General features: G+C 71.3%; 14 protein-coding genes and 1 pseudogene. 13 read left to right on the top strand and 2 right to left on the bottom strand.

The window, feature by feature from the left end; all coding sequences use genetic code 11:
* Nucleotides 1–4: 4 nt before the first annotated feature.
* Nucleotides 5–547 (bottom strand): SRPBCC family protein, encoded by a 543-nt coding sequence (locus P0R35_RS05800; RefSeq protein ID WP_284014261.1) that lies wholly within the window; start codon nucleotides 545–547, stop codon nucleotides 5–7.
* Between the two features lie 116 nt (nucleotides 548–663).
* On the opposite strand from P0R35_RS05800, the gene P0R35_RS05805 reads away from it, so the two are divergent.
* The 7 genes from P0R35_RS05805 (at nucleotide 664) to P0R35_RS05835 (ending at nucleotide 8,782) form a co-directional block, all read left to right on the top strand.
* Nucleotides 664–1,881, top strand: a complete 1,218-nt coding sequence (locus P0R35_RS05805) for an ABC transporter substrate-binding protein (RefSeq protein ID WP_284014262.1) — start codon at nucleotides 664–666, stop codon at nucleotides 1,879–1,881.
* 67 nt (nucleotides 1,882–1,948) lie between these two features.
* Nucleotides 1,949–3,121 carry an ABC transporter substrate-binding protein gene (locus P0R35_RS05810; RefSeq protein ID WP_284014263.1) on the top strand — a complete coding sequence of 391 codons (1,173 nt, stop codon included), beginning with the start codon at nucleotides 1,949–1,951 and terminating at the stop codon, nucleotides 3,119–3,121.
* Between the two features lie 69 nt (nucleotides 3,122–3,190).
* The gene (locus tag P0R35_RS05815) at nucleotides 3,191–4,399 is read left to right on the top strand and encodes an ABC transporter substrate-binding protein (RefSeq protein WP_284014264.1); all 1,209 of its coding nucleotides are present in this window, start codon (nucleotides 3,191–3,193) and stop codon (nucleotides 4,397–4,399) included.
* Nucleotides 4,399–5,349, top strand: a complete 951-nt coding sequence (locus P0R35_RS05820; RefSeq protein WP_284014265.1) for an FAD-dependent oxidoreductase — start codon at nucleotides 4,399–4,401, stop codon at nucleotides 5,347–5,349. Before P0R35_RS05815 ends, P0R35_RS05820 begins: the two co-directional genes overlap by 1 nt.
* Before the next feature lie 89 nt (nucleotides 5,350–5,438).
* Nucleotides 5,439–6,704 (top strand): ABC transporter substrate-binding protein, encoded by a 1,266-nt coding sequence (locus tag P0R35_RS05825; protein WP_284014266.1) that lies wholly within the window; start codon nucleotides 5,439–5,441, stop codon nucleotides 6,702–6,704.
* 69 nt (nucleotides 6,705–6,773) lie between these two features.
* Nucleotides 6,774–7,931, top strand: a complete 1,158-nt coding sequence (locus P0R35_RS05830) for a FecCD family ABC transporter permease (RefSeq protein ID WP_432765039.1) — start codon at nucleotides 6,774–6,776, stop codon at nucleotides 7,929–7,931.
* Nucleotides 7,928–8,782, top strand: a complete 855-nt coding sequence (locus P0R35_RS05835; RefSeq protein WP_284014267.1) for an ABC transporter ATP-binding protein — start codon at nucleotides 7,928–7,930, stop codon at nucleotides 8,780–8,782. The genes P0R35_RS05830 and P0R35_RS05835 overlap by 4 nt, the downstream gene beginning before the upstream one ends.
* A 126-nt stretch (nucleotides 8,783–8,908) precedes the next feature.
* Here the strand turns inward: P0R35_RS05835 and P0R35_RS05840 are convergent, their stop codons facing one another.
* Nucleotides 8,909–10,135, bottom strand: coding sequence for a sensor histidine kinase (locus tag P0R35_RS05840; RefSeq protein WP_284014268.1), 1,227 nt, complete (start codon nucleotides 10,133–10,135; stop codon nucleotides 8,909–8,911).
* Nucleotides 10,136–10,250: 115 nt separating this feature from the next.
* Here P0R35_RS05840 and P0R35_RS05845 point away from each other — a divergent pair, with 115 nt between their 5' ends.
* The 6 genes and pseudogenes from P0R35_RS05845 to P0R35_RS05870 all read left to right on the top strand — a co-directional run.
* Nucleotides 10,251–12,191, top strand: a complete 1,941-nt coding sequence (locus P0R35_RS05845) for an ABC transporter ATP-binding protein (protein WP_284014269.1) — start codon at nucleotides 10,251–10,253, stop codon at nucleotides 12,189–12,191.
* Between the two features lie 74 nt (nucleotides 12,192–12,265).
* Complete coding sequence (locus P0R35_RS05850; protein ID WP_284014270.1) at nucleotides 12,266–13,096, top strand: FAD-binding protein; 831 nt, start codon at nucleotides 12,266–12,268, stop codon at nucleotides 13,094–13,096.
* Nucleotides 13,097–13,163: 67 nt separating this feature from the next.
* Nucleotides 13,164–14,348, top strand: coding sequence for a bifunctional phosphopantothenoylcysteine decarboxylase/phosphopantothenate--cysteine ligase CoaBC (gene coaBC, locus P0R35_RS05855; protein ID WP_284014271.1), 1,185 nt, complete (start codon nucleotides 13,164–13,166; stop codon nucleotides 14,346–14,348).
* Nucleotides 14,349–14,512: 164 nt separating this feature from the next.
* Nucleotides 14,513–15,523 (top strand): monovalent cation/H+ antiporter subunit E, encoded by a 1,011-nt coding sequence (locus P0R35_RS05860; RefSeq protein ID WP_284014272.1) that lies wholly within the window; start codon nucleotides 14,513–14,515, stop codon nucleotides 15,521–15,523.
* On the top strand, nucleotides 15,520–15,795 hold the full coding sequence (locus tag P0R35_RS05865; protein ID WP_284014273.1) for a cation:proton antiporter: 276 nt from the start codon (nucleotides 15,520–15,522) through the stop codon (nucleotides 15,793–15,795). Before P0R35_RS05860 ends, P0R35_RS05865 begins: the two co-directional genes overlap by 4 nt.
* Nucleotides 15,796–16,005: pseudogene (locus P0R35_RS05870) on the top strand (monovalent cation/H(+) antiporter subunit G); the annotation flags it as partial.
* Nucleotides 16,006–16,031: the final 26 nt, after the last annotated feature.

Raw genomic sequence — 16,031 nt, forward strand, 5'->3', positions numbered from 1 at the left:
GCGCCTACAGCGCCTCGCTGTCCTCGCGGACGTCGAGGCTGACCTCGCGCTCGCGCCCCTCCAGATCCGCGACGGCGCGACGGACGACGCGCTCGGCCTCCTCCGTCACGAGGGCCTTCACCTTGTCGAGCACCCAGCCGAACGAGACGAGCGGGGGCAACGACACCGACGACGAGTCCGCCGACTCCGCGTCGAAGCGGATCTCGAGCGTCACGCGACAGCCCTCGGTCGCGTCGGCGGGCGCGTCGGCGGGCAGCTCGTCGAACGGCTCGATCACCCACGCGCCGTGGGCGCGGATGTCCTTCAGCACGCGCCAGTCGATCCGCGTGGGCGGCGTCACCTCCGTCACCTCCGAGCGGGCGGTGTAGGTGAGCTTCCACCACGCGAACCGTAGCGCGTACCGCGACCCGGGGCCGCCGTCGCCGTGCGTCCGCGACACGCGGTCGAGGTACTCGGTGTACCGCTCGTAGCGCGGGAAGTCCAGAAGGAACTCGTACGCCTCCTCGGGGGCGACGTACACGTCCGTCGAGACGACGAGCTCGTCCATACCCCCGAATCCGACGGACGGGAGGTAAGGGTTCGGGGTCGCGCACCGGACGACGCCCCCGATTCGGCTCGCCTAAAAATCGACGGACTTACCACGATTTAGGCGAGCCGAAATCCATGGACATCGACCGCAGACGGTTCGTGGAGTCGGCGGCGGCCGCGGCGCTCGTCGGGGTGGCCGGCTGCTCCGGAACGGCCGGAACCGACGAGGGGGCCGAGACGACGACGACCGGGTCGGCAACGGAGACCGCGACGGCGACGGCGACGCCCGAACCGTCGGACGCGTACGCCGCCAGCATGGCACCGGCGGGCGAGGTGTCGCTCGACGAGGTGCCGTCGAGCGTCGCGGTGTACAACCCCGGGTACGCGGATCTGCTCGTCGCCTTCGGCCACGGCGACGCCGTGAACTCCCTCGGCTTCGACGCCGCCGCCGGCGGGCGCACGCTCGACGCCTACTACGCGCGCCTCGACGGCGTCTCCTTCGAGTACGAGGGACTCACACAGCTCAACAGCGGCTCCGGCGAGATCCGCGTCGAGAAGGAACTGTTCTACGAACTCGACTCCGACCTCCACCTGATGGACCCGGCGCTCGTCGACTCCTTCGACGGCTGGGACCGCGCCGACGTCGAGGAGGTCGCCGAGAACGTCGCGCCGTGGTTCGGCAACGCGTACAGCCGAACCCACGCACAACCGCCCGAGGGATGGCGCGACGGCTACGAGTACTACACGCTCGGGGAGATCGCCGACCGGGTCGCCCCGCTGTTCGGCGCCACCGAGCGGGCGGCGGCGCTCGCGTCGGTCCGCGAGGACCTGCTCGCGCGGATCGAGGAGGGACTCCCGCCCGAGTCGGAGCGGCCGACGGTGGCGTCGGTCATCTTCTTCGACGGGACCTTCTACCCGTCGTCGATCGACGCGCCGGGGTTCGCGAACGCGCACGTCCGCCCGCTCGGCGCGGCCGACGCCTTCGCCGACACCGAGGCCGGCTTCGGCACGACGTACGACTACGAGACCCTCCTCGAACTCGACCCGGACGTGATCCTCCACCGGTACGGGATCGCCTCCTACTACGACGTGGCGTCGATCCGGGAGACGATCGCCGCGGACCCGGTCGGCGGCGAACTGGCGGCGATCCGGAACGACCGGTTCTACCCGTCCGGCACCCCCGTGCAGGGACCGCTGATGAACCTCTTCCAACTGGAGATGACCGCCAAGCAACTGTACCCGGAGCAGTTCGGCGAGTGGCCGGAGTACGAACAGGGCGATCCGTACCCGGAGATCCCCGCCGAGGAGCGGCTGTTCGACCGCGAGCGGGTCGCGAGCGTCGTCCGCGACTGATTCGGCGAGTTTTTCGGCCGGCCTAAAAATCGAAGCCCTTACGTCGGTTACGGCTGGTCGACACCGTATGGATCCGAACCGACGACGGTTCCTCGGGTTGACGAGCGCGGCGATCGCGACGGGACTGGCGGGCTGTTCCGGCTCCGCGGGCGACGACGGCGCGCCGACCGAGACGGGGACGAGGACGCCGACCACCGAGGCGAGCGCCACGACGACCGCACCGCCGGCGACGAGCTACACGGTGTCGATGGCGCCCGCCGGCGACGTGACGTTCGACGCGGTGCCGGAGACGTACACCGTGTACGAGTCGGGGTACGCCGACATGGGCATCGCGCTCGGCAAGGGCGCGGACCTGCTCGCGGTCGGCAACACCGCCCGCTACTACACCGACCACGTCGAGGAACTGGACGGCGTGTCCGCGAACGCGGAGCCGACCCAGTTGCTCGGCGACTCCTACGCCATCGACCGCGAACTGTTCTACGAACTCGACAGCGACGTCCACCTCATCGACCCGCAGTGGCTCCTCGAGAACGGCTACTTCAAGCTTGAGGAGTCGGACCTCGCGTCCGTCTCCGAGGACGTCGGTCCGTTCGTCGGCAACACGATCTTCCGGCGCACCGACGGCTGGCACGACTACCGCTACTACACCCTGTACGAGGCGTTCGGCAAAGTGGCCGAGGTGTTCGACCGCGTCGACCGCTACGAGGCGGTGAAGGCCGTCCACGACGAGACGGTCGCCGACGTGAGCGCGAGCCTCCCGAGCGCGGACGCCCGGCCGAACGCCCTGTTGTGCTTCGGCGCGAGCGACGAACCCGAGCAGTTCTCACCGTACCGCCTGACGGACAAGGGGACGAACAAGAAGCAGTTCCGCGACCTGGGCATCTCGGACGCGCTCGCGGGCACCGGCGTCGAGGGGCTGTCGACGAACGATCGCGGGCAGATCGACTACGAGACGATGCTGGAGGTCGACCCCGACTCGATCCTCGTCCGCGGCCACGAGGACAAGACGGAGGCGGAGTTCCGCGACACCGTCGTCTCGTTCATGCAGGGTCACGACGTGGCCTCGGAGCTGACCGCCGTCCAGGAGGGCCGCGTGTTCCGCGGCGGCCCGATCTACCAGGGCCCGCTCCAGCACCTGTTCAACCTCGAACGCTTCGCGACGCTGTACTTCCCCGACGAGTTCTCCGCCGACCTGTTCTCGCGAGACGACCTCGCGGCGGCGATCCGCGGCGAGGCCTGAGCACCCGCCCACCAGTTTTAGGCCAGCCGAAATCGGAGCACACTTATTGATTTAGGCGAGCCTAAAACCATGGACCGAACCAGACGACGCGTCCTCGGCGGGATCGCGAGTGGACTGACTGCGGGCGCCGCGGGGTGTCTCGGCGGCACGAGTGGCGGGCGACAGACGGCCGACGGGACCGACACCGCGACGACGAGCACGGCGACCACCACGGCCGACACCTCGTACACCGCCTCCATCGTCCCGGCGGGCGAGGTGACGTTCCCGGACGTGCCCGAGACGTGGCTCTGCTACAACGGCGGGTGGGCGGACATGGCGTTCGCGCTGGGCCAACGCGACGGCTTCCTGACCGCCGGCAACATGATCCCGGGGTTCTTCTTCGAGCCGTTCGGGCTCGACGTCCCCCCGCAAGACGACCTGCCGACGCTGGCCGACTGGAACGCGGGCGGGTGGAACAAGGAGGTGTTCTACGAGCTCGACCCGGACGTGATCCTGATGGACCCCACCTACCTGCACGGCACCGGGTGGGACGACGACTGGGACGCCGACGACACCGCCGAGATCCGCGAGAACGTCGCGCCGTTCTTCGGGAACAACTGCCGGCGCCGCCGCGAGTTCCACGACTACAAGCTGTACAGCATGTACGGCGCGTTCGAGCGCCTCGCCGACGCGTTCCGGGAAGGGGAACGCTACCGTGCGTTCGCGAGCCTCCACGACGAGGTGCTCTCGGAGGTGCAGTCCCGCCTGCCGCCCGAGGAGGAGCGCCCGGAGATCGGCCTGATAAACGGCGGGTCGAACCCCGAGGAGGGCGTCTTCTACCCCCTCCACACGCAGGACGAGGGGTACGAGATGAAGCCGTACCGCGACCTCGACGTGAAGAGCGCCTTCTCGACGGACCTGGAGGCCGCCGGCGAGGCGGACTACGAGCGCCTGCTGGAGGTCGACCCCGAGATCATCGTCGTCCACTGGGGGATCGGCACCACCACGCCCGAGGCTGACGGCTTCGACGCCGAGGCGTTCCACGAGCAGTACGTCCGCCCGATGGAGGAGGACGGCGTCGGGAGCCAGCTCACGGCCGTCCGGAACGGGCGCGTGTACCCCGGCGCGTACGGCGAGCAGGGCCCCATCGTGAACCTCCTGCAGACGGAGATGAAGGCCCAACAGCTGTACCCCGAGGAGTTCGGCGAGTTCGACCCCGAGTCGTTCCCCGAAGTGCCCGAGGACCGGCAGCTGTTCGACCGCCAGCGCGTCCGCGACATCATCACCGGGGAGTTCTGATGGCGCGCGCTGACACCGTCGAGGGGACCGTCGGGGCCGACCCGGACTCGGCGGTCGACCACGACGTGCTGGTCGTCGGTGGCGGCGTCGCGGGGCTGTCGGCGGCGACGTTCCTCTCGCGGTACGGGCTCGACACGCTCGTGCTCGCCCGCGGGAAGTCCGCCATCGGGCAGTGTGCCCACCTCGAGAACTACCTCGGGTTCCCCGCGGGCATCTCGCCCGAGCGGTTCCTCGCGCTCGGTCGCGAGCAGGCCACGTACGAGGGAGCGACGGTCCGCGAGGAACTCGTCGAGTGCGTGGCGACCGTCGACCTCGCCGAACACGGGGTCGACGCCGGCGGCCCGAGCGACCTCCCCGCCTCCCGGGGCGGGTTCGCCGTCGACAGCGACGAGGGGGAGTACGTCGTCCGGTACGTCCTCGCGGCGACGGCCTACGACGGCGACATGTTCGAGCCGCTGGAGGACCGCCTCGACACCGACGCGGAGTACGGGGCGGCCGCCACCGACCACGGACGCACCACGGTCACGGGGCTGTACGCCGCCGGGTGGCTGACCGACGAGACGGTCCACCAAGCCGTCGTCAACGCCGGCCACGGCGCTCGCGCGGCCACCTCCCTCGCCCGGGACGACCTCGACGCACGGTTCTGGCCCGGCGTCGGCGACAACCTCGTGGATTGGGTCGTCTACGAGGACCGCTACGCCGTCGACGACGAGTGGGAGGCGGACACCCGCGAGTGGTTCGACCGCGAGGTGGTCGGCGACGCGACCGTCGACGACGCCACCGTGGAGGCGGCCTACGACGTCGTCCGGTCGGAGTACGTCGCACGAATGATCGACGCCGAGGAGGCCGCTGAACGCGACCGAGCGGGTCAGCGCCGCCTGCTCGCCCACGTAGACGACGACGTGATCCGCGAGTACCTCGACGGCGACGACGAACCGGCGGGCTGCTAGGCGGGTCGTCCCGCGGGGAGGGCTGTGAGCGGATTTTGGCTTGCCAAAAAATCGGAACGGCTTTGTGTTTTAGGTGGGCCTAATCGGGTATGTCCGACGACGAGACGACGACCGGAGCCCCGACGCGACGGGACTACGTGAAGTACGGAGCAGCCGTGGCGACCGGCGGCTTGTTCGCCGGCTGTGCCGCCACCGGCACCGAGTCACCCGCTTCGAGCACCGAGCCGACCGGGACCGAGAGTCCGACCGCCGCCGACACCGACACGGCCACCGACGGGAGCTACTCGGTCGAGCTGTTCCCGGTCGGCGAGGTCGAGTTCGAGTCGGTCCCGGAGTCGGTCGTCACCTACAACATGGGGTGGGCTGACATGGTCGTCTCCCTGGGCCAGGCGGACAAACTCCGCACGAACCGGCTGGTCGCGCCGACGATGTTCTACGACCGCTTCGACGTCGACTGGGACATCGACTACCCGCCGCTGTGGCAGGACGGCGGGATCCCGAAGGAGGTGCTGTACGAACTGGACCCGGACGTGTTCATGATCGACCCGAACCTGTTCAAGGCGTGGGACGACGACTGGGACGACGCCGACGTCGACGAGATCGAGTCCAACGTCGCCCCGTTCTTCGGGTGCTACAACCGCCGGATCCGGGGGGAGTGGCAGCGGGAACTCGGCTACCCCGAACGGGCGCCCTCGATGCTGGAGTCGTTCGAGGCGGTCGGGGAGGTGCTCGACGAACGGGCCCGGGCGCGGGCGTGGCTCGACCTCCACGACGGGCTCCAGTCGGAGATCCAGTCGCGGCTGCCGGCGGACGCCGACACCCCGTCCATCGCGCTGATCAACGGCGGGTCGGCCCCCGGCGAGGGCGAGTTCTACGTCCTGAACCTCGAGGACAACGGCTACGAGATGAAGCCGTACCGCGATCTCGGGCTGGTCGAGGCCGACGCGTTCGCGGGCGTCGAGACCGGCCAGTACGGCGCGACCGACTACGAGACGATGCTGGAGGTCGACCCGGACCTGATCCTCGTCCACTGGGGGATCACGACCGGGTCGGTGACGTTCGACGGCGACGGCGCGTTCGACGCCGAGGCGTTCCACGAGCAGTACGTCGCGCCGATGGAGGACGACGACGTCGGGAGCCAACTCGCGGCCGTGCAAGCGGGGCGCGTCCTGCCCGGGCCGACCGCCGAGCAGGGACCCCTCGTCAACGCGTTCCAGACCGAACTGACCGCGCGGCTGTTCTACCCCGAGGAGTTCGGCGCCGTCGACCCGGAGGCGCCGTTCGAGGTGCCCGAGGACGACCGCCTGTTCGACCGCGACCGGGTGCAGGCGATCCTCGACGGCGAGGCGGCGTAACCCGACGAGCCGCCGCTTCGACACGCTTTTCACTGTCTTAGGCGAGCCTAAACCATATGAACGGAACTGGTGATCGCCGTGGCTAGCGAGACCGGCGAGCCGGTGGGGGAGTTCGACGCTCCCCTGTCGTGGGTCGACTCGTCGCTCGTGACCGTCGCCCTCGTGAGCACCGCGATCGTCGTCGTCTCGGGGCTCGTGCAGGTGAGCTTCGGCGCGTTCACGATGTCCATCGGCGCCGCGTGGGCCGCGGTGGTCGACCCGTTGGTGTGGACGAACCCGCAAGTGCTGTTGCGACTGTTCCTCGGCGAGGGCGTCGGCAACGCGGTCGCCGGCGCGCTCGGCCTGTCGACGGCGGCGGTCGACCTCCCGAAGGAGACGCTGATCGTCTGGCAGATCCGGATGCCGCGGGTGGTCGTCGGCGTGCTCGTCGGCGCGAACCTCGCGGTGTCGGGCGCGGTGTTCCAGGCGGTGACGCGCAACGAACTCGCGTCGCCGTTCATCCTCGGCGTCTCCGCCGGTGCGGGCCTCGCGATCCTCCTGTCGCTGATCGTGTTCACCGGGCTGGCGGCGTTCCTCCCGCTGGTCGCGGCCGGCGGCGGCGCGGTCGCGTTCCTGCTCGTGTACGCCATCGCGTGGAAGGGCGGGACGAACCCGGTGCGGCTCGTCCTCGCGGGCGTCATCGTCTCGACGGTGTTCGGCTCCGTCCAGACGGCGCTGTTCTTCTTCGCCGACGACCTGGGCGTCGTCCAGTCGGCGATCGCGTGGACGACGGGGTCGCTCACCGGTGTCGACTGGGAGCAGGTGCGGATGGCGCTCCCGTGGACGCTCGTCGCGGTGCCGCTGGCGCTGGTCGGCGCCCGCCAGCTGAACGTGCTTTTGCTCGGCGAGCGGACCGCGCGGTCGCTGGGGATGTCCGTCGAGCGCGTTCGGTTCGCCCTCTCGGCGGTCGCCGTCCTCGCCGCCGGCACCGCAATCGCGGTCGCCGGCATCGTCGGCTTCGTCGGCCTCATCGTCCCGCACATGGTGCGCCAACTCGTCGGCTCCGACTACAAGCGGCTCGTCGTCGCGTGCGTGTTCGCGGGCCCCGCGCTCGTCACGCTCGCTGACGTCGGCGCCCGCCTCGCGCTGTCGCCCGCACAGCTCCCGGTCGGTATCGTCACCGGCCTGATCGGCGGCCCGTACTTCCTGTACCTGATGCGTAGACAGGACGGGCTGGGTGGACTATGAGCGCGGACGACGACGCCGGCGAGAACGCGACGACCGACCCCGCGAGGGCCGCCCGGACGGACTCCCCGCGGATCTCCATCGAGGAGGTCGCCCTCTCGTACGGCGGGGGGGAGCCGGTCGTCGAGGCCGAGCGGCTGGAGGTGCCCGCGGGCGAGATCACGGCGCTCGTGGGGCCGAACGGGAGCGGGAAGTCGACGCTGCTGAAGGCGATGAACGCCGAGCTGTCGCCGGATCGCGGCGTCGTCGCCTTCGACGGCGCGGCCGTCGAGTCGTACGACACCGGCGACCTCGCCAGACGCCTCGGCCTGTTGTCGCAGGAACACACCGCCCCCGAGTCGACGACGGTGCGCGAGTTGGCGACCCACGGCCGCTACCCCCACCGCGGCTTCTTCGAGGGGCTGACCGAGGCGGACTACCGCGCCGTCGACCGGGCCCTCGAGCGCGTCGGCGTCGAGCACCTCGCCGACCGACCCGTCGGCGGCCTCTCGGGCGGGCAGGCCCAACTGGCGTGGCTCGCGATGGTGCTGGCACAGGAGACCGACGCGCTGTTGCTCGACGAACCGACGACGTACCTCGACCTCCACCACCAACTCCGCGTGCTCGGCGCGGTCCGGGAGCTGAACGCCGACCACGGCGTCACCGTCTGCGTCGTCCTCCACGACATCGGGCAGGCCGCCCGCTTCGCGGACAACCTCGTCGCGCTCAAGGGCGGGAAGCCGTACGAGTGGGGCCCGCCCGACGAGGTGGTGACCGACGACCTCCTCCGTGAGGTGTTCGGCGTCGTCGCGGACGTCGGCTTCGGGCCCGAGGGCCCGACGGTCACCCCGCGACGGGCGGTCGACGAGGACTGAGCCGGCGGCGGCCCACGACCCCCGAGCCGGAGCCGACCGGACCGGTCGACGGCCCGTGCGGTCGTCTCGACGCCGCCGCTGACGTCCGTACCGTGGCTGTTCGGGCGAGCGTCCCGGCGAGCCGGCTCAGGCGTCGACGACGGCGTCGAACCGGGCGCCCCCGGCGGCGCTCTCGCCGGCTTCGACCGCCCAGCCGTGCGCCTCGACCACCTGCCGGACGATGGTGAGCCCGATCCCGGTGCCGCCGGCGTCGCCGGACTCCCCCCGATCGAAGATCGCGTCCGGGTCGGCGGAGAACCCCGCCCCGTCGTCGGCGACGTAGAACCCGTCGCCGTCGCGACGGCGCCCGACGGTGACGCGTACGTCGTCGCCGCCGTGTTCGACCGCGTTCCGGAAGAGGTTCGAGAACACGTCGACCAGCCGGTCCTCGTCGGCGTCGTAGCGGCCGGGGTCGTCGACGTCGAGGCTGGCCGCCCCCGCGTCGATGGCGTCCCACGCGACGAGCGCGACGCGGTCGAGCGCGACGGGCGCGGTGTCGCCGATGTCGCGGCCCGCCCTGGCGAGGCCGAGCACGTTGTCGATGATGCCGTCCATGCGGTCGGCGGCCCGGCGCGCCCGGCGGAAGTGTTCGGGGTCGCCCGTCTCCTCCGCGAGGTCGATCGACCCGAGCGCGACGTTCAGGGGGTTCCGGAGGTCGTGGGTGACGACGGACGCGAACTCCTCGAGGCGTCGGTTCTGCGCGGCGAGCCGGCGTTCGCGCTCGACGCGGGCCAGCGAGTCGGCGATCATGTCCGCGAGCGAGCGGACGAGCACCACCTCGTGGTCGTCCCACCGGTGACGGGGCCGGGGGCCGGCGAACGCCAGCACGCCCCACAGCTCCCAGTCCATGACGACGGGGACCGCGAGCACGGACTCGACGCCCGCCTCCCGGAGCCTCGCACACTCCGGCGGCGCCTCGTCGTCGGAGAGCCGCGGGAGGCGGACGACGCCCTCGTCGCGGACGCGGGCGACGAGCGGTCCGACCCCCGCCTCGCGGTCGGCGGCCGCGACGTCGCCGCCGTCGCGGCTCCACGAGTTGACCAGCTCGAACTCCGCGCCGTCCGGGCCGTCGCCCGCGCCGTCGTCGCCGGCGGCCACGTCGCCGTAGACGGCGGCGAACTCGGCGTCGAGCCCGGTCGCGACGGAGCTGAGCGTCCACCGGAGCTTCGTGTCGAGTTCGTCCGGGTTCGCGGAGATGAGCGTCGTGGACGCGTCGAGGACGAGCGCCTGGAGGTCCGCGTGCCGACTCGGGTCGTGCCCGACGTCGGCGACGCGTTCGGGGTCCCGCGCGTTCGATCCGGCGGCACCGTTCATAGCTCCGGCTGAGTGACGGACACGTTTAGGAGTAGCCGTCGGGATATCAGTCCTGAGTCCGTCCGCCGGTCCGGGACCGGTCGGAATAAGGTGCCCGCGTCGGTTTCGATTCGTAATGAGCGCCGAGGAGGAGAGCGCGTTCGACGTGTACCGCGATCGCGTCGACCGCCCCCTCTACCGCCTGTTCACGGAGTACGGACTCGAGAAGTGGCCGTGGCTCGTGGTCGGCATGACGGCCAACGTCGTCGCCCGCGGCGCGAGCCTCCTGCCCCCGCTGGTGCTGGGCGTCGCCATCGACGCCGCCTTCACCGGCGACGAGCCGTACACGCTCCCGCTGGTGCCGGCGGCGTGGCTCCCCGTCGACGCGCCCGACGTGGCGCAGTTCTGGTTCTCCGTGTGGCTCATCGTCGGCGCGTTCGTCGTCACCGCCGCCCTGACGTGGGTGTACGGCGTCGCCGCCAACAACTTCGCCCACCGGGTGATGCACGACGTGCGGACGGACTCGTACGCCAAGATGCAGGACCTCTCGATGGCGTTCTTCGACGACAAACAGACCGGCGAGGTGATGTCCGTCCTCAACAACGACGCCACCAACCTCGAACGCTTCCTCGACGACGCGCTCCAGAACTCCGTCCGCCTCGGCGTCATGCTCGTCGGGATCGGGATCGTCCTGTTCTCCGAGAACGCACAGCTCGCCGCCGTCACGCTCGTCGTCGTCCCGGGGATGGTCCTGTTCACCTACTGGTTCATGAAGGCCGTCGAACCGCGGTACGCCGCCCAACGCGAGGCCGTGGCCGACCTCAACACCCGGCTGGAGAACGCCCTCGGCGGCATCCAGTTGGTGAAGACGACCGGCACCGAGGCGTACGAGACCGAACGCGTCGAGGACACCTCCTACGACTACTTCCGCAAGACGCTCGCGATGCTCCGGCTCAACTACGTGTACCGGCCGGGGATGGAGCTGTTCGCGGGGATCGCGTTCGCGACGACGTTCCTCGTCGGCGGCCTGTGGATCGTGAGCGGGGCCGCGCCGCCCCCGCTGACCGGCGAGTTGAGCGCCGGGACGTTCGTCACGTTCCTGTTCCTCACCCAGCGGTTCGTCACGCCGCTGGCGGAGGTGTCGAACATCGTCTCGCAGTACGAGAACGCGAAGGCGTCCTGCGAGCGCGTGTTCGGCCTCCAGGACATCCCCCGGGAGGTGACGGAGGTCGCGGACCCGGTCGATCTCGGCGACGTCGACGGCGCGGTCGCGTACGACCACGTCGACTTCGCCTACGAGGACGACGGCGAGACGGTGCTCCGGGACGTGGACTTCGACGTCGCGCCGGGCGGGACCGTCGCCTTGGTGGGGCCGACGGGGGCGGGGAAGTCCACCCTCCTGAAGCTCCTCCTCCGGCTGTACGACGTGACCGACGGCGCGGTCCGTGTCGACGGCCACGACGTGCGCGAGGTGAGCCTCCGCTCGCTGCGCTCGGCGGTCGGCTACGTCGGTCAGGACACGTACCTGTTCGACGGGACCGTCGCCGAGAACATCCGCTACGGACGGTTCGGGGCCGACGAGGACCGGGTCGTCGCGGCGGCGAAGGCGGCGGAGGCCCACGAGTTCGTCGAGAACCTCCCGAACGGCTACGACACCCGCATCGGCGAGCGCGGCGTGAAGCTGTCGGGCGGTCAGCGCCAGCGGCTCTCCATCGCGCGGGTCGTGTTGCAGGATCCCGACGTGCTCGTGCTCGACGAGGCGACGAGCGCGGTCGACACCGAGACGGAGATGCTCATCCAGCGCAGCCTCGACCGCCTCGCCGAGGACCGCACCACGTTCGTCATCGCCCACCGCCTCTCGACGGTGAAGGACGCCGACGAGGTGCTGGTGCTGGAGGGCGGCGAGGTCGTCGAGCGCGGCGGCCACGAGGAACTACTGGGCGCCGACGGGCTGTACGCGAAGCTGTGGGGCGTGCAGGCCGGCGAGATCGAGTCGCTCCCGGAGGAGTTCGTCCGGCGGGCGCGCGAGCGGCAGGCCGAGACGCTGACGGGCGCGGGCCCGTCGACCGACGACTGACGCGGGACGGGAACGGCCGCCGCCGGGGCGGCGCCTTTCGCACAGTTCTTGGCCGCCGGCGACCTGCCACAGGTATGGCCGACACCGTCCTCGACACGGACGCCGAGTACGACGCGCTCGTCGTCGGCGGGGGCGTCGCGGGCCTCACCGCCGCGACGTTCCTCGCGCGCGCCGACCTCGCGACGCTCGTCGTCGCCGGCGACGAGTCGATCCTCCGCCGAAACGCCCACCTGGAGAACGTCCCCGGGTTCCCCGCGGGCGTCGACCCGCGGCTGTACGCCGACATGCTCCGCGAGCAGGCCGGGCGCGCCGACGCGGAGATCCGGCCGGGCCTCGTCGAGGGGATCACCGGCGAGTCCGGCGGCTTCACCGCCGCCGTCGACGACGGGAGCGCCGTCACCGCCGCGCGCGTCGTCGCCGCCTCGTGGGCCGACGCCGACTACCTCGACGGCCTCGGCGTCGCGATCCGCGACGCGGGGAGCAAGCGCTACGTCGCGGACCACGACCTCGGCCGCACGTCCGTCGACGGCGTGTACGCCGCCGGCCGGATCGCCGAGCGCTACCACCAGGCCGTCGTCGCCGCCGGCCACGGCGCCGAGGCGGCGATCACCCTCCTGCACGACGCCGAGGTCCCCTTCTACCACGACTGGGTCGTCCCCGAGGGGTACTTCACCGACCGCGGCCGCGAGGTGCCGCCGGGCTGTGAGGAGATCACGGCGAGCGAGCAGGCGCGCCGGGCGGCCGAGTCGCGCGAGACGATGCGCGAGCACTTCGCCGAGCCCCACGACGACCGCCAGCGCACCCACCCGAGCCTCGTCGACGACGACCTCGGGCGCGTCGACCCCGAGTGGTACGACTCCGGCGACGGCGCCGGGGGGAGCGGCACCGCCGAGGGCGACGACTGAGACACACTCCGCGACCGACGCCCTCCACCGCGAGGCTTTACCACCCGCACCCGCCAACGCGGAGGCGATGAGCGATCTCCTCGCCGACACCAACGTCGCGCTCGGCGTCTCCGGCTCCATCGCGGCGGTGAAGGTGGTCGAACTCGCGCACGAACTCCGGCGCCACGGCGCGAGCGTCCGCGCGGTGGTGACCGACGCCGCGACCGGCATCCTCCACCCGTGGGCCGTCGAGTTCGCGACCGGCAACGACGTCGTCACCGAGATCACCGGCCGCGTCGAGCACGTCGAGCTGTGCGGCCGGGACGGCTGGGCGGACGTCCTCCTCCTCGCGCCGACCACCGCGAACACGGTCGGGAAGATCGCGGCCGCCGTCGACGACACGCCGGTCACGACCTGCGCGACGACGGCGCTGGGCGCCGACGTGCCCGTCGTCTGTGCCCCCGCGATGCATGAGCCGATGTACGACCACCCCGGCGTGCTGGCGGCGATCGAGCGCGTCGAGTCGTGGGGCGTCGCGTTCGTCGACCCGCGGGTCGAGGAGGGGAAAGCGAAGATCGCCACCGAGGACGCGATCGTCACGGCGGTCGCGCGGGCCGCGGGCGACCGCCCGCTCGCGGGGCGCCGCGTCGTCGTCACGTCCGGAGCGACGAGCGAGCGGGTCGACACCGTCCGCGTGCTCACGAACCGGGCCTCCGGCCGGACGGGGCGCGCGGTCGCCCGGGCGCTGGCCGCCCGCGGCGCCGACGTGACGCTGTTGCACGACGCGAGCGCGGCCGGCGACGCCGGCGACCCGCCGTGGGCGGACGTCGTGGACGTCGAGTCGGCCGCCGAGATGACCGCGGCCGCCGTGGAGGCGTGTGCCGACGCGGACGCGCTGGTGTCGGCGGCCGCCGTCTCCGACTACACCGTCGAGCCGGCCGCCGAGAAGATCCGGTCGGGCGAGGCGTCGCTGACGCTCGACCTGTCGCCGACGCCGAAGCTCCTCGACACCGTCCGCGAGGAGTACCCCGACCTCGCGCTGGTCGGGTTCAAAGCCGAGAGCGAGGGGGACGACGGGACGCTCGTCGACCGCGCCCGGGCGCTCCGCGACCGCGTCGACCTGGCGTTCGTCGTCGCCAACGACGCGTCGGTGATGGGGGCCGCCGACACCCGTGCGCTCGTCGTCCGGGCCGACGACCACGCGACGTACGCCGGGTCGAAGCTCGGCCTCGGCCTCCGCGTGGCCGACGAACTGGCCGCCGAGATCGCGTGAGCTACCCGCCGGAACCGGGACGCGACGCCGCGAACGCTCCCGTCGAATCACAACGGTTTTGATCCGCTCATTCGAAGGGGAGCATATCAGATCGTGACACCAATCAGCTACCGTTGGACGTGCCGATCCGTCCCGGACGGCGGACCGCCGACGGGGGGGCCGCGGTGAGCGCCGCGCACGTGCTCGTCCCCGTCGGGGAGTCGAGCACGCTTCGACAGACGGTCTCGTACGTCGTCCGCCGCGCCGTCGAGGACGGGACGCCGGTGACGATCCACTTCGTCTACCCGCTCTCGAGCCGCGGCACGGTCGGCGACGAGCAGGCGGAGGCGAACGACCTCCTCGAACGGATCGAGCTGTGGGTCTCGGAGGACCTCGAGGGGATCGACCACGGGATCGACGTCGCCACCGCGACGATCGGCGCCGACGAGTACCTGTTCAGTCCCGGCGACTACGCCGACACCATCGCCGACTACGCCGACGCGAAGGGGATCGACACGCTCGTGCTCGACCCCGAGTACCACCCCAGCGGCACGACGCCGCTGTTGCCGGCGCTGGAGTGGGAACTCCGCGGCACGGGCCTCGACGTCGAGGAGGCGCCCGTCGAGCGCGAGGCGCGACGCACCCGGCTCGTCCGTCGCTCCGGCACCGGGCAGTTCCTGCTGCTGTTCGGCCTCTCGCTGGGGTTCTACCTGTTCCTCGCCGGCGACCCCACGCCGTACAACCTCGTCACGGGCACGGCCTCCGCCGCCGTCGTGGCGGCGACGCTGTGGCACGTCTCGCTGACCGGTCCCGTGCGGCCGCGGCAGTTCGCCGCGCAGTTCGGGCGCATGTGCCTGTACGCGCCGTACCTGCTGTACGAGATCGCGGTCGCGAACGTCCAGATCGCGTACGTCGTGTTGCACCCGTCGCTGCCGATCGACCCGGAGGTGATCGAGTTCGACGCCGACGTGTGGTCGACGCTGCCGGTGGCGACCCTCGCCAACAGCATCACGCTCACGCCCGGGACGCTCACCGTCGACGTGGAGAACCGGCACTTCACCATCCACACCCTCACCGAAGGGTCCCGCGCGGACCTGCTCGACGGGGGGCTCGAGCGGGCGGTCCGGTTCGTCTTCTACGGGCGCCGGGCCGCGCGGAGCCCGACGCCCGGCGAGCGCGAGGAGGTGGAGGAGTGACGCTCGTCGACGACGCCCTGCTGGCGGCCGCCGCCGGCTTCGTCCTCATCTCCGTCGTGATGCTGTACCGGGCGGTCAAGGGGCCGACCATGCAGGACCGCGTCATCGCGGTCAACGTCATCGGCTCCAACACGGTCGTGATCGCGGCGCTGTTGGCCGTCACGACGGACACGCCCGGCGCGCTCGACATCGCGCTCGTGTACGCGCTGTTGAACTTCGTCATGAGCATCGCCATCTCGAAGTTCACCGTCGAACGCGGGGGGGTGCTGTAGATGGTCACCGTCCGCGAGGCGGCCGTGATCCTGCTGGCGGCGGGTGCGCTGTTCTTCGGCGTCGTCGCCGCGGTCGGCCTGATCCGGCTGCCGGACCTGTACACCCGCGCCCACAGCGCCTCGAAGAGCGACACGCTCGGCGCGGTGCTCGCGTTCGCCGCGGCGGCCGTCGCGCTCGGCGTCGACGCCGACACGCTGAAACTCGGGCTGCTCATCCTCTTCATGTTCATCACCAA

This window comes from Halobaculum litoreum (genome assembly GCF_030127125.1).
Classification (GTDB): Archaea; Halobacteriota; Halobacteria; order Halobacteriales; family Haloferacaceae; genus Halobaculum; species Halobaculum litoreum.